The sequence below is a fragment of the Lutibacter sp. genome (assembly GCF_013139515.1).
Lineage (GTDB): Bacteria > Bacteroidota > Bacteroidia > Flavobacteriales > Flavobacteriaceae > Lutibacter.
Genome location: NZ_WTAR01000062.1, coordinates 1 through 19078 on the forward strand (window position 1 = coordinate 1; position 19078 = coordinate 19078).

Sequence of the window (19078 nt, forward strand, 5' to 3'; positions counted from 1 at the left end):
GTGAGTACGAAAAAATTGAAGATGGTAATGGTGTTTTTGAAGCGTTTAGATCTGGTTATAGAATTTTGAACTGGTTACAAATTCATAATATGTTTTTAGGTGAAGCTAGTTATTCTGATGAAGACCAATTAAGAACCATAACTACGTTATTACAACATGGAGCACATTTATACGAACGCAATCAGAAATTTCATTCTGGAAATCATCAAACAAGAGGATTGTCTGCTTTGGCAATGATTTCCATTTTATTAAGAGATTTTGAAGGTACAGACAAGTGGTACGATCTTGCCATGAAATTATTAGAAGAACATTTAGCCAAAGAAATTAATGATGATGGTTTCCAGTTTGAACGTACTGTGCATTATCATAAAAGCGATATTGGTAATTTTTATTATGTATATCAATTAGCAAAAAACAGTAATTTAGAGGTTAATAAATTTTGGGAAGATAAGTTAAAATCGTTATTCACAACTTTAATTAAAATTGCCTACCCTGATAAGTCTGCTCCTGTACTTTCTGATGATACAGATGCACCTTGGGCAGAAAAAAATGATATCTCAGGTGCTTTAACATTGGGTTATTTGTTGTTTGAAGATGCTGAAATGGGATATTTTGCAAATAATCATGTAGAAGCTAAAATGTTTTGGTATTTGAGTGATTCGCAATTGTTGATGCTCAAAAATATTCAATCCAAAAAATCAGAGTACAAATCTGTCCAATTCCCAACAACAGGTTATTATATTATGAGAGAAGGATGGAAAGCTTCAGAAAATATGATGATTATTTCTGCTGGATTGGATGATTTAAAACCAGACCATCAACATGGAGATATGTTAGGCATTCAAGCTATGGCAAACGGAAAAGTTATTCTTCCAAATTATCAAGTTAGGTATTACTTAAAAGATTTAGAACTCTTTAAAAATTCCATGACTAAAAATGTAGCTTTAGTTGATGATGAGTTACAAGGAAAAGAATATAAATCAAACAAAGGAGGAAGTGGTTTTGGGAAATTTAAAAAACTACCAAACCCTAAAGTTATTTCTTGGTCTGCAAATGAAAAGATAGAAGTGTTTGTTGGAAGTCATGATGGATTTGATGATGTTGGAGTGGGTTATTCAAGGCAAGTAATAAATTTTGAAAATAAATTTTGGGTTGTGAAAGATAACTTTTCTTCGAATGAATTACATGACTATAAACAAGTTTGGCAAGGTCATTATACCATAGAAAAATCATCAAATTTGCTGAGATCAACATTTGATAATGGTTCTGGATTGGATATATATCAATTAAATTCTATTGATGATCTAAAAAATGATGGTGCACGAGGAAAGCAATGGTCAATTTTATCAAAAAACAACATAAATCAATTTAATTTTATCACAGTTTTAGCTCCTTTCAAAAATTTTGAAAAGAGAATAAATGATGATGAAGATGTTAAATCAATTATGGATTGGCGCTTAGTTAAAAGTTTTTCAAAGCCAGGTATATTTGGTTACCAGTTTGAGAAAGAAAATATGAAAGTTGCTTTTGATGTGTTAAAAATAAATTTGGGTAGAAAAAATGTAGAATTTGAAACTCCATCTGATGTAGCCGTAATTGTTGAAGATAATGGCGCAATTATACGAAATATTCAGAGTTCGGATGTGTATTTAAATTTTGAGGGTAGTATCATTAAAATTTCTCCTGATCAGTCAATGAAAATTATAATAAAATAAATTTTTTATGGATAACCTTTCTTATTCTTTTGTTTTAACTATTATAACATGTTAGGTACAAGCAAAAATTAAATTAACTAAAATTATATGACACCAATAAAATTATTTGACCTTTCAGGTAGTGTAGCGATTATTACTGGTGGTAATGGAGGTATTGGAAGGAGCATTGCAATAGGTCTTGCAGAAGCTGGAGCTTCAATAGCAATATTTGGACGTAACGAAGAAAAAAATCAAAAAATTCTTTCCGAATTAAAAAAAATAAGAAATTCATCTATGGCTTTACAGGTTGATATAGCAAAGCGTTCTGAGTTAGAACCAGCTGTAAAAAGAGTGGAGAAGGAATTAGGTAACATTACGATCCTTGTAAACAATGCTGGTATTATCAATTTAAGTGGTGGAATTCTTAATGAAACAGAAGAAAATTGGGATGCTGTGATAGAGACACAATTGAATGCTGTTTTCTTGTTATCAAAATTGGTAGCAAAATCTATGGCACAACATAATCGGGGAAAAATTATTAATATTGGCAGCATGTATTCATTCTTTGGTTCTGCTAGAGTTCCATCTTACAGTACAGCAAAAGGAGCTGTCATTCAGCTAACCAAATCAATGGCAGTTGAGTTGGCATTATATAATGTTCAAGTAAATGCTATTGTACCTGGATGGTTCGAAACAGATATGACTGCACCTATAAAAACAAACCAAGCTCTATATGATGAAATAATGTTAAGAACACCTGCTGGTCGTTGGGGGCAACCTAAAGAATTAGCAGGTACTGCAGTGTTCTTGGCCTCTAAAGCTTCTGACTTTGTAACAGGTGAAACCATTCGTGTGGATGGAGGATATGCTATTCGATAATAATGACCCCGTCCTGAAATAAGGCTACATAATTCTAAACAGTTATGTATAAAAACGACAGAGTAACTAGACGTTACAGAGAACCATTAATGAATGGATTCGAAAGTATGACCGTAAAGATCTCATGAACACTAGAGCTATGGTAGAAACTAAAGATGAGATAAAACGTATCAAAGCACTACAAAAAGAAATTGAACAACTTAAAAAAATATGAATAAAATGAGTGAAATTTACACTAGCGAGTTTCAAAAAATTATGCAAGTAAATTGCGATACCACAAGTATGAGATCTAATAGAATTGAAGAAATATTAAATTTTGCACGAGGGATGAATATAAACCGATTAGGTAGTTACATAGCATTTATTACCCTTTAATTATATGTTTAATAACTGCGGTTATTTCCCGATACAAAAATTAGCGAAAATATTACCTAATAAATCTTCTGTTGTAACTTCCCCTGTAATTTCTCCTAAGTGAAATAATGCCTGACGTATATCAATTGAAAACAAATCAGTACTAATATTAGCCTCAATACCTTTTTCAACTTCTTTTATAGCATTAAAAGCATTGTTTAAAGCTTCAAAATGACGAGAATTACTTACAATAGTTTCATTATTACTTAGGGCTCCTTTGTTGGCTAATTGTGTTAATGTTGTAGTAAGTTTATAAATTCCATCTTTATGCTTTGCAGAAAGTATAATAATATTTGAAAATTGTGATTTCAGGTTTAAAATAACTTCTTTTGAAAGTAAATCAGCCTTATTAATAATAGTAAGTATTTTTTTATTTGGATATTTATCTTCTAATTCAGCACTTTTATGTTGAAGTAATTCAACTTTTGAAGCATCAATTAAATGAAGTACTAATTGTGCTTTTTCAATATTTTCAAAAGTTTTTTGAATACCAATATTTTCAACAAAATCTTCTGTATTTCTAATTCCAGCGGTATCAATAAAACGATAAGCTACACCATCAATAGTAATTTCATCTTCAATAGCATCTCTTGTTGTTCCTTCAATATGACTTACAATGGCCTTTTCTTCATTTAATAATGCGTTTAACAAGGTTGATTTACCAACATTGGGTTCACCAACAATTGCAACCGGAATACCGTTTTTTAAGACATTCCCTAATGCAAAAGAATCAATTAAGCGTTTTAAAACATTACTTATTTTTGAAATTAAATTTTTGAATTCAGTTCTATCAGCAAATTCAACATCTTCTTCTGCAAAATCAAGTTCTAATTCAATTAAACTAGCAAAATTTAATAATTGCTGACGTAAATCTTGAATTTCAGAACTAAAGCCACCACGCATTTGTTGTAAAGCAACTTGGTGTGAAGCTGCTGAATTTGAAGAGATTAAATCGGCCACTGCTTCAGCCTGACTTAAATCCATTTTTCCGTTTAAAAAAGCACGCAAAGTAAATTCACCCGCATTTGCATTTCTAACACCGTTTTTTATAAATAGTTGTAATATTTCTTGTTGAATATAAACAGAACCGTGACAATTAATTTCAACCACATTTTCGCCAGTATATGATTGAGGATTTTTAAATATAGACACCAAAACTTCGTCAATAATATGGTTGCCATCAATAATATTTCCTAAATGGATTGTATGTGATTTTACCGTTGTTAAATCTTTGTTTCCGTATTTAGATTTGAAAAAGTTATTTACAATATTAATTGAATCTTCACCAGATAAGCGTATAACAGCAATAGCACCGACACCAGATGAGGTGGCTAAAGCAATTATAGTATCATTCGTTATTTGATTCATTGTTGCAAAAATAGTGTTTTTTTAATGAGAATTAGCTGCAGGGTTTTCTATTTCAAATATGATGTTGAAGGTATTTCCTCTATCGATTCTATTTTTAATAAACTTAAATCCATTTTTTTCTAATAGCCTTCTAGAATTTTCATTTTTAATATGAGTAAATGCTTCAATTTTACTAAGATTTAGTGTGTTAAAACCGAAATTTACAATGTAATTAAGAGCTTCACTCATAATTCCTTTTCTTTGAAAAATTGGATTTAAATCATAACCTACTTCAGCAATTTTATTATTTTTTGAAAAATTCCATAAGCAAATTGTTCCAATAATTTTAGGGTTGTTTTTTAATGTGATGCCCCAAGAAATAAATTTATTGTTTTTGATTCCGTTATCTATTTTAGTAATAAATTTAAGTGCGTCTGCCTTATTTTTAGTTCTTCTACTTTTTGTCCTTTTTATGAACTTATTGACAGTTTTATCTGAACGTAAAAATAAGATAACATCGCAATCCGATTCTTCAATTTTTCTTAATTGTAGTCTTTCTGTTTTTATTTCAGGAAAAGGTAGAAATTTCATTTTAATTTTGTTTTATACTTCCGGATAGCTAGGATTATCAATTACTATTTTATAGATATTTATTAAATGAAATTTGAATGCGTTAAAAGTTAATAGATAACTTGTTTTATAAAATCTTCAAAATCTTCATAAAACAACTCAAACTGATTCATGGCTTCATTGAAAAAGAGATATGCACCTTGCCAAGTATCTTTATTATGAATATTAAATTCCCCATTATATTTTACATATATTCTATGAATAATTTTACCATTTTCCAATAAATAGAGTTCATCAAAAATAACATCAGGTATATAATCTTCAACTAAATTGCTTTTTAGTTCTAAAATTTGATCGAAAAGCAGTTTGTTTTTACCTTTATCAAAAGCTTCAATATCTAAACAAACCATGGCTTGTTTTTTATTGGCAACAAATTTAAAACTGAAATCTTTAATTTGAGTGTTATACAATATCCATTTTCTTGGAAAAGATTTACCAAAACTTGTCCAAAATAGTTTTCTAAGTTGTGTAGATTCTTCTTTACTAAACATTTTTAAATTGTTTAATCGTTAATTTGTTGAGTAATTATTTCTTATTGATTTTAGTTTTATTTAACGAAATTTATAGTGTTAAAAGTGATATAGTTGATTTTTTACTCTATTTAACTTTCTTAATTTTGAATTAAAATTTATCCGTGAATAGTTTCTGAAGTTCCTAAATTTTTCATCAATTTAGCTTCATATTCTAATAAATCATTCCATTTTATGTCTACTTCTTTTCGTTCTCCAAATTCACGAGCAAAGTTTAAAAATAGTACATAATGATTTGCTTCTGACACCATTAAATCTCTATAAAATTTAGCGAGTTCTTTGTCTTGAATATTTTCAGAGAGTAGTCTAAAACGTTCACAACTTCTAGCTTCAATAAGTGCCGCATATAATAAACGATGTACTAATTGTGTAGTTCTGCTACCTCCTTTTGGAAAAAAAGTTAATAAATCATGAACATATAAATCTTTACGATCTCTACCCAATTTTATATTTCTTTTTAAAAGACGTTCATGCACCATTTTAAAATGACTCATTTCTTCTTTTACTAAAGAAACCATTTCCGTTACTAATTCAGAATATTCAGGAAAACTCATAATTAATGAATTTGCTGTAGAAGCAGCTTTTAACTCACAGTGTGCGTGATCTATTAAAATTTCATCAATATTTTTTTCTGCAATGTTAACCCAACGTGGGTCTGTAGGAAGTTTTAAGCCAAGCATTATGTATCAAATTTAAATTTAAGTTCTTCTAAACTAGTTGCAGAACCAACTAAGGTTATAACATCACCTAATCGCATACGAGTATAACCGTGTGAAACCAAAAGTTGTCCTTTTCGTTTTACCGAAAGTACTAAGATGTTTCCAGGTAATCTTAAATCTCGTAATCGCATACCGTGTATATCTTCATTTCTAATTTCAAGATCAACTGAATCTTGTCCATCATCCATTCCTAATAATAATGATGTTGCGCTAGGAGATCTTACAAAATGGTCTAAAAGGCTAACAATAGCAGTAGCAGGCTCAATTATTAAAGCTCCAAGTTTATGAAATTTTTCAAAATTATCACGGTTGTTTAAACGTACAATTACATCTTTCGTTCCAATATGTTCGTAAATAAGTTCAGCCAATTGGTAATTTAGATCATCAGAAAGCATTAAGATAACCGCTTCTACTTTTTCTAATTTCAGCTTTTTAAGAGCTGTTAAATTAATTTCTGATACGTTTATAACTTCTAAGTCGTCAGTCTTATTTTTACTCTTCTTTTCAATATTTACAATTCGCGCAGTCCATTTGTGCTTTTGTAATTGTTGAGCTAATGCAATGGATTGATTCTCTAAACCAAAAATCACAGCGTCTTGTGAGCCATCAAACTGTGGAGTTTTAGCACGTAAATGACTTTCTTTCACATAATTCAGTGACCATTTGAATAGAGGAGGACCCACCAATTGATTAATTACAATTATTGCAATTACGATTGTTTCAAATTGATGTCCCCAAACTGGAAATTCATGTGAAATTATGGTCGCTAAACCTAATGCAACTCCTGCTTGTGTTAAATAAGGCATCCAAGCAATTGGTAAATATTTTTTATTATCTTTTGCTGCATAAACTCCAACAATACCTCCAAAAAACATAGTTATTAAACGTAAAAAGAAAAGACCAACAGCGATGCCAAACACACTAATTAATGTTTGTACAGATAATGAAGCTCCTGTTAATGTGAAAAATACAATATAAATTAACGGACTTATTTCTTTTAAGGTTTCAGAAAATTCAATACGATGTTTGCTGTAATTTGTAAGAACAAAACTACCAATAATACATATTAATAGCGGTTCTAAAATAAATTCATGATGAAAATATTCGAGTGTTTTTATTTTAACATAATGCGAAAATAAATAAACTCCATAACCAATTACCAATATTGCAATTCCTTTTAATTGTTTGTCGGCTTTTGTTAAAAAAGGAATTTGTAGTAGTTTACCTAATAAATAACCTAGTCCAAAAGAAGCTACTAATTCAAAAAGTAAAATAACAAAGAATAAAACACCTGTTGATTCATTATTTATAAGTGCTTTAGCTATTGATAAACAAATAGCAAAAAGAATAATTACCAATACATCTTTTACCACAGTTACGCCCATTACTGTTTTTGTAAACGGACCGTTTGCTCTCATTTCGTTTATAACAGCAATTGCAGAGGATGGTGATCTGGCAACAAAAATTGTTGCAAATAAAACCGAGATTGCTATTTTATGAGTTGATGGCATTTCTGCCATAAATGGAATTTGATCTGCAACAAAATAAATAACCGTGGCACTCATAACAAAAGTAATTACAAGTTGCCCAATTGTCATCCATTTAATACTGTTAATTCTACTACGCAACTCGTTTAAATATAACTCAGAACCTGCTGAAAAAGCAATGATTGATAATGCTATTTCATTTAAAAAATTGAGTTCAGTAAGCGCTTTTGGACTTATAAAATTTAGAACTGATGAACCAGCAATAATACCAGTTATGATAAGGCCAGTAATTAACGGAAATTTTATTCTTTGAAAAACTTTTGCAATTTCATTTGATGCAATTGCAACAATTAAAAAGCCAACTAAAAAGGTGATTAATAATTTTATATCCAAATTAAGTAATTTATTGGTTAAAGATACTCATTGAAGTTTAAAAACAAAATTTATAAGTCTAAATCAAATGTTTTTTTAAGTAATGCTATAGCTTCATTTTTCTCTCTTAATTTTTCATATTTTTCTAGAGGTGTGTATGCGTATTTTTTAGTAATTTCTTCATTTACATCAATTACAAGTTCAATTTTAAAATTGTTTAAACTTTCTCTTAAAAATTTCAACAATGGTCCTTTTGCTCTTTCTAGCTGCTCTTTCATCACATTATTAGGAAGTATTATGTGAAGATTATTCAATTTTACCACAGGCTGAGCAGTATTCATTGTTGATGAAATAATTTTTTGACCTTTACTTACCAATTTCTCTGAATATTGTTTCCAAAGTTTAATTGCTTCATCGTTAGAAAACTTATCTGTAGGTAAACCTTCAACTTCTTCATATACAACTTCAATAACTTCAATCTTTTTTTTACGATCAACACTTGTTAATGAAAGTGATGAAGGTCTTCTTTTACCAGTTCTTAATACCGGTTTAACAACTTCTTTTACAGGTATTTTTTCTTTTTTAGGAGGTAGTGTATTTGTGTTTCCTTTACTTGTTTTAGGAACAAATATTGGTTTAGAAATTTGACCGGTGTTAAAGTGAAGTGATGCAATTATGTATGGTTTGCTATTTTTTTTTTCTCCATCAAAAGTGATAGAGGCTAATTGCATTAAGGCAAGTTCTACCAACAATCGTTGATTTTTACTGCTTTTATATTTTAAATCACATGCGTTAGCAATTTCAATTCCTTGAAGCAAAAAGCGTAAATCGCAATTTTTAGATTGTTCTAAATATTTCTTTTTAGCATTATCACCAACTTCAAGTAAATCAATAGTAACTTTATCTTTAGCCACTAATAAATCTCTAAAATGAGATGCCAATCCACTTATAAAATGATGTCCTTCAAAACCTTTTCCTAAAATTGAATTAAAATGGATTAAAACTTCGGGTATTTTATTTTGAAGAATGAAATCAGTAACTTGAAAGTACTCATCATAATCTAATACATTCAGGTTTTCAGTAACTGCTTTATGCGTTAATTCTTTCCCTGAAAAACTTACAACTCTATCAAAAATTGAAAGCGCGTCACGCATAGCGCCGTCCGCTTTTTGCGCAATAATATGCAGCGCATCATCTTCAGCATTAATGCCTTCCTCTTTAGCAATTTTCTCTAAATATTTTTTAGCATCTAAAACTCCAATTCGTTTAAAATCAAATATTTGACAACGAGAAAGGATGGTTGGTATTATTTTGTGTTTTTCAGTAGTTGCTAAAATAAAAATAGCATGTGCTGGTGGTTCTTCTAAAGTTTTTAAAAAAGCATTAAACGCATTAGCTGAAAGCATATGAACCTCATCAATAATATACACTTTATATTTTCCTGTTTGTGGCGGAATACGAACCTGATCAGTTAAACTTCTAATATCATCAACCGAATTGTTTGAAGCGGCATCTAATTCAAAAATATTAAAAGCAAAATCATTATCTTCAATGTTTTCTGAATTATTCTGATTTATTTTTTTTGCTAAAATACGTGCGCAAGTTGTTTTACCAACACCTCTTGGGCCTGTAAACAATAATGCTTGTGCTAAATGGTTGTTTTTTATAGCATTTTCAAGGGTGTTTGTAATTGCTTGTTGCCCTACAACATCCTCAAAAACCTGAGGTCTGTATTTACGTGCTGATACTATAAATTGTTCCATTTATTGTTGTTAAATTGTTTTGCAAAAATATGAAAACGAATTGTGAATGTATATTTAAAAGTTTAAAATATTTATAACTTAACGAAGTTAAACTATTCTTTTATATCATAAATTTTATTAAATAAATGCTTGTACTTCTTTTTGATTTCATCTCTTTTAGGCTTCATAGTTGGAGTTAGCAACCCATTTTCAATTCCCCAAACATCGGGTGTTAATTCAAAACGTTTAATGGTTTCCCATTTAGCAAAGTTTTTATTTCCTTTGTCTAATTCTTTTTGAATTCTTTTAATAGAATGTGGGTTTTCAATTAAATCTTGATTGTTTTCTGAAACAGGTTCGTGGTGTTTACGTGCCCATTTTCTTAAAAATTCAAAATTTGGTTGAATAATTGCAGCAGGCATTTTCTGACCTTCACCAATTACAAGAATTTGTTCAATAAAACGAGATTGCTTCATTTCATTTTCAAGTAAAGCAGGTACTACATATTTTCCTCCTGAAGTTTTAAAAATTTCTTTTTTACGTCCTGTTATTTTAAGAAAACCATCTTCATCAATCTCCCCTTTATCTCCAGAATGAAAATAATCACCAGTCATAACACTTGCGGTTTTTTCATCATCTTTATAATAGCCCATCATAATATTTGGGCCTTTTATTAAAATTTCACCATCTTCAGCAATTTTAACCTCAACGTTATCAATTGGTTTTCCAACGGTACCAATTCTCATAAAGTTATCTTTATACATATTTACAGAAGTAACAGGTGAAGTTTCTGTTAAACCGTAACCTTCCATAACTTGCATTTTAGCAGCTGTAAATACTTTTGCTAATCGTGGTTGAAGTGCTGCACTTCCTGAAACCATAGTTTCTAAATTACCACCTAGTGCTTTTCTCCATTTACTAAATATTAATTTATTAGCAAGTGCTAATTTCCTTTCGTACCACCAACCATTTTTACCGTAAGGTTGATATTGTAAACCTAAATCTACTGCCCAGAAGAATAGCATTTTTTTAATTCCTGCTAACTCAGATCCTTTTGTAATAATGCCATCATAAATTTTTTCTAAAAGCCTTGGAACTACAGACATAAATGAAGGTTTTACTTCCTTTATGTTTTCTCCAATTTTATCCATTCCTTCAGCAAAATAGATTGAAATTCCAGCATATTGATATAAGTAAAGTAGCATTCGTTCAAAAATATGACAAATAGGTAAAAAACTTAAAACTCTCATATCACCAACGGATAATGGTAGTCTTGGAAAACTGTCTAAAACATTGGTTACAACATTGTTGTGAGATAGCATAACGCCTTTTGGTTTTCCTGTTGTACCAGAAGTATAAATAATAGTTGCTAAATCAGATGGTTTTACATTGTCTTTTAATTGTTCTACTTCAGGCTGAGTGCTTTCGTCTTTTCCTAATTCTAACACTTCAGTCCAATTTTTACAGCCTTCAATTACATCAAAAGAGTAAATTTCTTTAAGAGATGAAACATTTTTTCGTATTGCATTTGCTTTTTCATACAATCCACTATCTGATAAAAAGCAATGTGTAATTTCTGCGTGATTAAATATATATTCATAATCATCTTTAGAAATTGTTGGATAAATAGGAATATTTGTTGCACCTACTTGAAGTATTCCAATGTCTAAGATGTTCCACTCTGTTCTATTTACGCTTGATATTACACCAATTTTATCACCAGGTTTTACACCTAATTTTAATAAACCTCTGCTAATTGCATTTGCTTTGTTAATATATTCTTGTGTTGAAGTAGCAATCCATTCACCTTTATATTTTGTATTGAAGGCTTTTTCTAAATTAAAATTTTCAAGTTGGTAGTATGCAAAATCGAATAATCGAGTAATTTCTTTTGACATTTTAAAATGTTTGAATTGTATTAACGCAAAATATAAAAATTAATACGATTTCACAAGAAAGTATATAGCAATAGGTTTTATTTTATTTTTGATAAATTTTATTGTGTAAGTGTTTGTATTTCTGAATAATAGCTTTACGTTTCATTTTCATAGTTGGAGTTAACAAACCATTTTCAATACTCCAAATTTCAGCAGTTAACTCAAAATCTTTGATTTTTTCCCAATTTCCAAACTCATTATTAGCGAAAACGATTTCTTTACCAATTCTTTTTATCACTTTTTTGTTTGAAATTATTGCTTTGTTTGATGAAATATCAATCTTTAATTCTTTTCTCTTTATCCATTCAATCAAAAATTCAAAATGCGGTTGAATTATTGCTGCAGGCATTTTTTCGCTTTCACCAATTATCATTGCTTGTTCAATAAAACGAGATTCTTTTAATTTACTTTCAAGCGCAGCAGGAGCAATGTATTTTCCACCTGAAGTTTTAAACATTTCTTTTTTGCGATCTGTAATTTTTAGGAAACCTTCATTGTCTAATTCTCCAATATCACCTGTGTGCAAATAACCATTAATAATAGTTTTATTGGTTAAATTCTCATCTTTAAAATAGCCCATCATAATATTTGACCCTTTTACCAATATTTCGCCATCTTTAGCAATTTTCACTTCAATATCATCTAAAATTCTGCCAACAGTACCAATTTTAAATCCGCCGTTCCTAAAATCGTTGATGGACACACCTGGAGAAGTTTCAGTCATTCCATAGCCTTCAAAAACAGGAATTCCTGCAGCGGTAAACACTTTAATTAACAATGATTGTAAAGGTGCACTTCCTGAAACTAAAAATTTAATATTTCCACCCAAAGCATCACGCCATTTACTAAAAACAAGCTTTTGAGCTATATTTAATTGTAAATGATACCACCAACCGTTTTCATGATAGGGTTTGTAACGTTTCCCTAAGTTTAGTGACCAGAAGAAGAGCAATCGTTTTAATCCGTTTAAATTACTTCCTTTATCAACAATCTTGTCATATATTTTCTCTAATAATCGTGGAACAACTGGAATAAAATGCGGTTGTACTTCTCTTAAATTGTCGCCTAATTTCTCAATAGATTCTGCATAATAAATTTCAAACCCAATAAATTGATAATAATACAATGCAAAACGTTCAAAAATATGGCAAATAGGTAAGTAGCTTAAAACTTTATATTTTCCGGGTTTAAAGTCTAAAGCTTTAGCGCTAACAAATGTATTTTCTACAATATTTTTATGCGAAAGCATTACACCTTTTGGAGTGCCTGTTGTACCAGAAGTGTAAATAATAGTTGCTAAACTTGAAGGTAAAACATTCATTTTTAACTTATCTACTTCAGCTTGGTTTGAAGCGTCTTCACCAAGTTTTAATAAAGATTTCCAACTAGAAATATTTTTAATATCATCAAATGAATAAAGGTCTTTTATTTGAGTTTTATCTTTAATTTTTGAAACTTTTTTAACAAGTTCCTTATCTGAAACAAAACACAAAACAGCATCAGAATGGCTGATAATGTATTGATAATCTGAAGATGAAATAGTAGGGTATAAAGGTACATTTATAGCGCCAATTTGTAATATAGCAACATCCAAAATACTCCATTCAACTCTGTTTGTGGTTGTTACAACTGCTATTTTATCATTAGGCTTAACTCCTAATCTTAATAATGCTCTGCTAATTATATTGGCTTGATCAATGTAACTTTTTGTTGAAGTTGAAATCCACTTGCTATCTACTTTTGTGTTAAAACATTTTTCTTGAGGATTGCTGGCCAGTTGATGATATGCAAAATCAAATAAGCGTGTAATTCTTTTATTCATAAATAATGGTTAGTTATTTGCAAATTATAAATAAAAAAAGGATTTTACAAAACGAGTATTTTTAATGTTTTATTAATATGAATAATAAATAGATGTGCTTTTTAATTTTTTTGTGAATTTCGCTTTGGATTTGACTTTTTTGATGATTTAAATATGAAAAAGATGTTTTTACGACATTTTAATGAGATATTCGTATTTTATGCATATGCAAAATTACCCTAAATCTATGCTAAATTCATATTTTGAATGTGTAGGCTATATTTCAAAACCTAAATATTGTTCGCTAGCTATACGCTTCAAACGTTTTAGTAAATAATTGGATAATATAGGTTAATTTACTCTTTATTTATAAGCTGTTTAAGTCTAACTCATCGTATTTTTGTATAGTAAATTAAAGATGATTTTAAGAATAATAATATAATATATATGAAAACTAAAGAATTTAAAGACGGAATTTGGAATAAGGAAATTAACTTAAGAGATTTTGTTAGAAATAATATCACTCCTTACCATGGTACATATAAGTTTTTAGAGCAGCCAAGCGAAAAAACTAAAAAGTTATGGGATATTTGTAAAGAAGGAACAAAAGAAGAAATGTCAAGAAATGGAGTTCATTCTGTTGATACAGAAATTATTTCAGGTATTAATGCTTTCAAAGCGGGATATATTGATCAAAAAAATGAAGTAATTGTTGGTTTACAAACTGATGAATTATTAAAAAGAGCCATGAAACCTTTTGGTGGTTTTAAAGTTGTTGAGAAAGCATTATCTGAACATGGTTTAAAACCAAATGACCAACTTTCAGAATTATTTACTAAATATGTAAAATCACACAATGATGGTGTTTTTGATGCCTACACTGATGAAATTAAAAAATACCGTTCTTTAGGATTTTTAACGGGTTTACCTGATAACTATGCACGTGGAAGAATTATTGGAGATTATCGTCGTATTGCATTGTACGGTATTTCTTTTTTAATTGAAACAAAAAAACAAGATTTAGCTGCTATTACTGGTCCTATGACCGATAAAGTGATTCGTTTGCGTGAAGAAGTTTCTGAGCAAATTAAAGCGCTTAAGGAAATGATTGAAATGGGTAAACAGTACAATTTAGACTTAACTGTTCCTGCCAAAAACGCTCAAGAAGCTGTTCAATTTACGTATATGGCTTACTTAGCTGCAGTTAAAGAACAAGATGGTGCTGCAATGTCATTAGGAAATGTTTCTTCGTTTTTGGATATTTTTATTGAGAGAGATTTACAAGCAGGTGTAATTACCGAAGTAGAAGCTCAAGAATATATAGATCAGTTTGTAATGAAATTACGGATGGTACGTCACCTACGTATGGAAGCTTATAATGATATTTTTGCAGGTGATCCAACTTGGGTTACTGAAGCGATAGGGGGTATGTTAGCTGATGGAAGAACAAAAGTTACCAAATCATCATTCCGTTTTTTACATACATTGTATAATTTAGGACCATCGCCAGAACCAAATATTACTATTTTATGGTCTGACAAATTACCTCAAAACTTTAAAGATTATTGTGCAAAAGTTTCCATAGACACATCATCTATTCAATTTGAAAATGATGATTTAATGCGTACAAGTCGTGGATCTGATGATTATGGAATTGCTTGTTGTGTATCATACCAAGAATTAGGGAAATCAATTCAATTTTTTGGAGCTCGTACTAATTTAGCAAAAACGTTGTTATTAGCTTTAAATGGTGGTCGTTGTGAATCTACAGGAACAAAAATAGTAGAAGGTATTCCTGAATATATTGAAGAATACTTAGATTTTGATACAGTAATGGCAAACTTTAAAGTTGCTATGAAAGAAGTTGCACGAGTTTATAACGATTCTATGAACATTATTCATTATATGCACGATAAGTATTATTATGAAAAAGCTCAAATGTCTTTAATTGATACAAATCCAGGTATTAATATTGCTTATGGAATTGCAGGTTTATCAATTGTTGCTGATTCATTATCAGCAATAAAATATGCAAAAGTAAAACCAATTAGAAATGAAGAAGGATTAACAGTTGACTTTAAAATTGAAGGTGATTTTCCAATGTATGGAAATGATGATGATAATGTTGATTTGTTAGCTAGAATGGCAGTATCTGAATTTAATAATGAATTAAAGCAATTACCAGTTTATAAAGACGCTGAACCTACAATGTCGGTTTTAACAATTACATCAAACGTTGCGTATGGTAAAAAGACCGGTGCAACACCTGATGGTAGAGCAAAAGGAATTCCATTTGCACCTGGAGCAAATCCAATGCATGGACGTGATAGTAATGGCGCAATTGCTTCCTTAAATTCTGTAGCGAAAATAGATTATAACGATTCTAAAGATGGTATTTCAAATACATTCTCAATTGTACCAAAATCATTAGGCGCAACAGAAGAGGAGCAAATAGAAAACTTGGCAACAACTTTAGATGGCTATTTTTCAAGAAATGCTCAACATTTAAATGTAAATGTATTAAACAAAGAAATGTTATTAGATGCTATGGAAAATCCAGACGAATATCCACAATTAACAATTCGTGTTTCTGGATACGCTGTGAATTTTGTACGCTTAACTCAAGAACAACAACTAGAAGTAATTACGCGTTCGTTCCACGAATCTATGTAAGATTTCTTAAAATAAAAGTGTTGAAAGGTTTCAATATTTAATCTTTCAACACTTTAAACTAACTAAAAATAAAGAAAATTATCAAAACTAAAGAAAACATATTGAGAGTACATTCAATAGAGTCGTTTGGTACTCATGACGGACCAGGTATTCGTTTGGTAATATTCTTACAAGGTTGTAAACTAAAATGTTTGTATTGTCATAATCCAGATACTATTGAAACCACTGGTGGTAAAGAATATGAGATAGAAGAATTAATGGAGATTGCCCTTAAAATGAAACCTTATTTTGGAAAAAAAGGAGGTGTAACGGTTTCTGGAGGCGAACCTTTATTACAAGCAAAAGAGCTAATCCCTTTTTTTAAAAGGTTAAAGGAAGAAGGAATTCATACAAATATTGACACCAATGGTAGAATTTTAAACAAATTCACGAAGGAATTGTTAGATGAATATGTTGATTTGGTAATGCTTGATATTAAACATATGACTGAAGAAGGTTATGAGGCTTTAACCGGAATGAGAAATAAAGAAACAACATTCAATTTTGCAGCACATAGAGAGGCTTCAGGTAAAAATATGTGGTTGCGTTATGTGTTAATTCCAGAAATAACAAGTAAGCCTGAGTTATTACACGCAATGGGTAAGTATTTTAAAGACTATAAAACCATTGAGAAAATTGAAATTCAGCCATACCATAAATTAGGAATACATAAATGGGAAGCTTTAGGTTGGGAATACAAATTAAAAGACGCTAGAGAGAACACACCTGAAGAAATAGAGATAGCAGTAGAAATCTTAAAAAATTATTTCAAAGAAATAAAAATAAATTAAAAATGTTGCAATAAGTAACATGCAAACTATAAAATATGAATACACAAAAACTTAAAAACCGTTGGTTTATAGCTGCTTCCGCAGTAGGAATCCACATATCTATTGGGTCTGTTTACGCATACTCAGTAATGACTAACCCTGTTTCAGATGTTTTTGGAGTGGATGGTAGTGTTATTAAATGGGCATTTAAAATTGCCATTTTGTTACTAGGTTTATCTGCTGCCTTTTTGGGAAGATGGGTTGAAAAAGTTGGTCCAAAAATTAGTGGAACTACAGCAGGAATATTTTATGGAGTTGGAATTTTAGGGTCTGGATTAGCAGTTCAAATTGAATCATTGCCTTTATTTTATATATGCTACGGTGTAATAGGAGGGATAGGTTTAGGCTTAGGTTATATTACGCCAGTAAGTACATTGGTAAAATGGTTCCCAGACAGACGTGGATTAGCAACAGGTATGGCAATTATGGGTTTTGGTTTTGCAGCTCTAATATTTGGCCCTGTAATGCAAACATTATTTGATGCTGTTGGAGTTTCAAATGCTTTTTACATTTTAGGAGTTGTTTATATGATTTTAATTTTATCATCGGCAAACTATATTGAAAGACCACCAGAAGGTTATATGCCAGAAGGTTACAATCCAGGAGAAGGTAAAAAGATAAAAGCTGATATTTCAAATATTGATGCTAATGAAGCATTAAAAACATCACGTTTCTACTATATTTGGGTAATGATGTTTATTAACATTGCTTGCGGTATTGCTATTATTGCTTCAGCAAGTCCAATGATGCAAGAAAAACTAAATTACACGCCTATGGAAGCAGCTGCTATGGTAGGTTTAATAGGTGTATTTAATGGTTTAGGTAGAATTCTTTGGTCAAGTTTTTCAGATTATTTAGGGAGAGCAAATACCTACATTGTTTTCTTTGCTTTCCAAATTTTAGCCTTTTATTTCTTACCAAAAATATCAACCGAAATAGGGTTTTTAGTAATATTATTTACTGTTATTACAATGTATGGTGGTGGATTTGCAACTCTGCCAGCATTTTTAGGAGACTTGTTTGGAACAAAACAATTAGGTGCTATTCACGGGATGGTTTTAGCCGCTTGGGGATTAGCAGGAGTTGTTGGGCCTACAATATATGATATGGTTAAGAAAAGCACAGGCTCTTTAGATGAAACTTTAGAAGTATTTGCAGGCCTATTTGTTATAGCATTAATTGTATCATTATTGATGAAACAATTAGTAACAAAAGCGTATAAAAAAAATGACAGCGTTTTAAAGGCTGCTTCTTCATCCTAATTTATACTTTAAAGTAAAAAAAGCCTCTTTAATAATTTAAAGAGGCTTTTTTTGAGTTTTTAATAAAAATCTTACTTATTCTCTAACCACTTTCTTGCATTCACAAAAGCTTCAGCCCAAGGCGAAACTTCGTCTTTTCTTCCTTCAGGATAATTAGCCCAATTCCATTGAAATATAGAGCGTTCTATATGCGGCATCATTACTAGATGACGACCATCTTTTGAACTCATCATTGCAACATTATAATCTGATCCATTTGGATTTGAAGGATATGCATTATAACCATATTTAGCTACAATATTGTAGTCCTTTTCTTTCATTGGTAAATTAAATTTACCTTCACCATGAGAAATCCAAACACCTAAAGTACTTCCTGCTAAGCTCGAAAGCATTATAGAATTATTTTTTTGTACGGTTACCGATGTAAAATTACTTTCGTGTTTATGTGAATCGTTGTGAAGCATTTTTCCGTGCACTTTATGTTCAGGATTAATTACTTCTAATTCCATAAATAGCTGACAACCATTACAAATCCCCACTGATAATGTATCTTCTCTTTTAAAGAAGTTATCTAAAGCAGTTTTAGCCTTTTTATTATATAAAAATGCGCCAGCCCAACCTTTAGCTGACCCCAATACATCTGAGTTAGAAAAACCACCAACAGCACCAATAAACTGAATATCTTCTAAAGTTTCACGACCACTAATTAAATCGGTCATATG

14 protein-coding genes are annotated in these 19078 nt (G+C 30.2%); 5 read left to right on the plus strand and 9 right to left on the minus strand.

Annotated elements, in window-relative coordinates; translation table 11 throughout:
* The coding region (locus GQ540_RS06145; RefSeq protein WP_291798863.1) for a heparinase II/III family protein at positions 1 to 1715 on the plus strand (1715 nt) is incomplete at its 5' end.
* An 87-nt stretch (positions 1716 to 1802) separates the two neighbouring features.
* A complete protein-coding gene (locus GQ540_RS06150) occupies positions 1803 to 2573 on the plus strand; it encodes an SDR family oxidoreductase (RefSeq protein ID WP_291798866.1) in 771 nt (256 codons plus the stop codon).
* A gap of 396 nt (positions 2574 to 2969) precedes the next feature.
* Here the strand turns inward: GQ540_RS06150 and mnmE are convergent, their stop codons facing one another.
* The 8 genes from mnmE to GQ540_RS06190 form a co-directional block, all read right to left on the minus strand.
* Positions 2970 to 4355 carry a tRNA uridine-5-carboxymethylaminomethyl(34) synthesis GTPase MnmE gene (gene mnmE / locus GQ540_RS06155; protein WP_291798869.1) on the minus strand — a complete coding sequence of 462 codons (1386 nt, stop codon included), beginning with the start codon at positions 4353 to 4355 and terminating at the stop codon, positions 2970 to 2972.
* Between the two features lie 21 nt (positions 4356 to 4376).
* Positions 4377 to 4925: a GNAT family N-acetyltransferase gene (locus GQ540_RS06160; protein WP_291798872.1), complete on the minus strand. Its 549-nt coding sequence runs from the start codon at positions 4923 to 4925 to the stop codon at positions 4377 to 4379.
* 89 nt (positions 4926 to 5014) lie between these two features.
* A complete protein-coding gene (locus GQ540_RS06165) occupies positions 5015 to 5455 on the minus strand; it encodes a DUF4268 domain-containing protein (protein ID WP_291798875.1) in 441 nt (146 codons plus the stop codon).
* Positions 5456 to 5592: 137 nt separating this feature from the next.
* Positions 5593 to 6174, minus strand: a complete 582-nt coding sequence (locus tag GQ540_RS06170) for a tRNA-(ms[2]io[6]A)-hydroxylase (protein WP_291798877.1) — start codon at positions 6172 to 6174, stop codon at positions 5593 to 5595.
* Complete coding sequence (locus GQ540_RS06175; protein ID WP_291798881.1) at positions 6174 to 8093, minus strand: cation:proton antiporter; 1920 nt, start codon at positions 8091 to 8093, stop codon at positions 6174 to 6176. Before GQ540_RS06175 ends, GQ540_RS06170 begins: the two co-directional genes overlap by 1 nt.
* A 50-nt stretch (positions 8094 to 8143) precedes the next feature.
* Positions 8144 to 9835, minus strand: coding sequence for a DNA polymerase III subunit gamma/tau (gene dnaX, locus GQ540_RS06180; protein ID WP_291798885.1), 1692 nt, complete (start codon positions 9833 to 9835; stop codon positions 8144 to 8146).
* Between the two features lie 92 nt (positions 9836 to 9927).
* Positions 9928 to 11712, minus strand: coding sequence for a long-chain fatty acid--CoA ligase (locus tag GQ540_RS06185; RefSeq protein ID WP_291798888.1), 1785 nt, complete (start codon positions 11710 to 11712; stop codon positions 9928 to 9930).
* An 82-nt stretch (positions 11713 to 11794) separates the two neighbouring features.
* Entirely contained in the window at positions 11795 to 13573 is a 1779-nt protein-coding gene (locus GQ540_RS06190; protein ID WP_291798890.1) for a long-chain fatty acid--CoA ligase, read from the minus strand.
* Positions 13574 to 13999: 426 nt separating this feature from the next.
* Here GQ540_RS06190 and pflB point away from each other — a divergent pair, with 426 nt between their 5' ends.
* From pflB to GQ540_RS06205, 3 genes are all read left to right on the plus strand, one after another.
* Positions 14000 to 16225: a formate C-acetyltransferase gene (pflB, locus tag GQ540_RS06195; protein WP_291798893.1), complete on the plus strand. Its 2226-nt coding sequence runs from the start codon at positions 14000 to 14002 to the stop codon at positions 16223 to 16225.
* A gap of 101 nt (positions 16226 to 16326) precedes the next feature.
* A complete protein-coding gene (pflA, locus tag GQ540_RS06200; protein ID WP_291798895.1) occupies positions 16327 to 17055 on the plus strand; it encodes a pyruvate formate-lyase-activating protein in 729 nt (242 codons plus the stop codon).
* Between the two features lie 35 nt (positions 17056 to 17090).
* Positions 17091 to 18356, plus strand: a complete 1266-nt coding sequence (locus tag GQ540_RS06205; protein WP_291798899.1) for an OFA family MFS transporter — start codon at positions 17091 to 17093, stop codon at positions 18354 to 18356.
* Positions 18357 to 18427: 71 nt separating this feature from the next.
* Here the strand turns inward: GQ540_RS06205 and GQ540_RS06210 are convergent.
* Positions 18428 to 19078, minus strand: a 651-nt coding sequence (locus GQ540_RS06210) for a phosphoribosylformylglycinamidine synthase subunit PurQ (protein WP_291798904.1), incomplete at its 5' end; no start/stop codon positions are given.

Coding starts and splice junctions, on each gene's coding strand:
- pflB (WP_291798893.1), top strand. CDS start 14,000: ATGAAAACTAAAGAATTTAAAGACGGAATTTGGAATAAGGAAATTAAC.
- dnaX (WP_291798885.1), bottom strand. CDS start 9,835: ATGGAACAATTTATAGTATCAGCACGTAAATACAGACCTCAGGTTTTT.
- GQ540_RS06205 (WP_291798899.1), top strand. CDS start 17,091: ATGAATACACAAAAACTTAAAAACCGTTGGTTTATAGCTGCTTCCGCA.
- GQ540_RS06165 (WP_291798875.1), bottom strand. CDS start 5,455: ATGTTTAGTAAAGAAGAATCTACACAACTTAGAAAACTATTTTGGACA.
- GQ540_RS06160 (WP_291798872.1), bottom strand. CDS start 4,925: ATGAAATTTCTACCTTTTCCTGAAATAAAAACAGAAAGACTACAATTA.
- GQ540_RS06185 (WP_291798888.1), bottom strand. CDS start 11,712: ATGTCAAAAGAAATTACTCGATTATTCGATTTTGCATACTACCAACTT.
- mnmE (WP_291798869.1), bottom strand. CDS start 4,355: ATGAATCAAATAACGAATGATACTATAATTGCTTTAGCCACCTCATCT.
- GQ540_RS06170 (WP_291798877.1), bottom strand. CDS start 6,174: ATGCTTGGCTTAAAACTTCCTACAGACCCACGTTGGGTTAACATTGCA.
- GQ540_RS06190 (WP_291798890.1), bottom strand. CDS start 13,573: ATGAATAAAAGAATTACACGCTTATTTGATTTTGCATATCATCAACTG.
- GQ540_RS06150 (WP_291798866.1), top strand. CDS start 1,803: ATGACACCAATAAAATTATTTGACCTTTCAGGTAGTGTAGCGATTATT.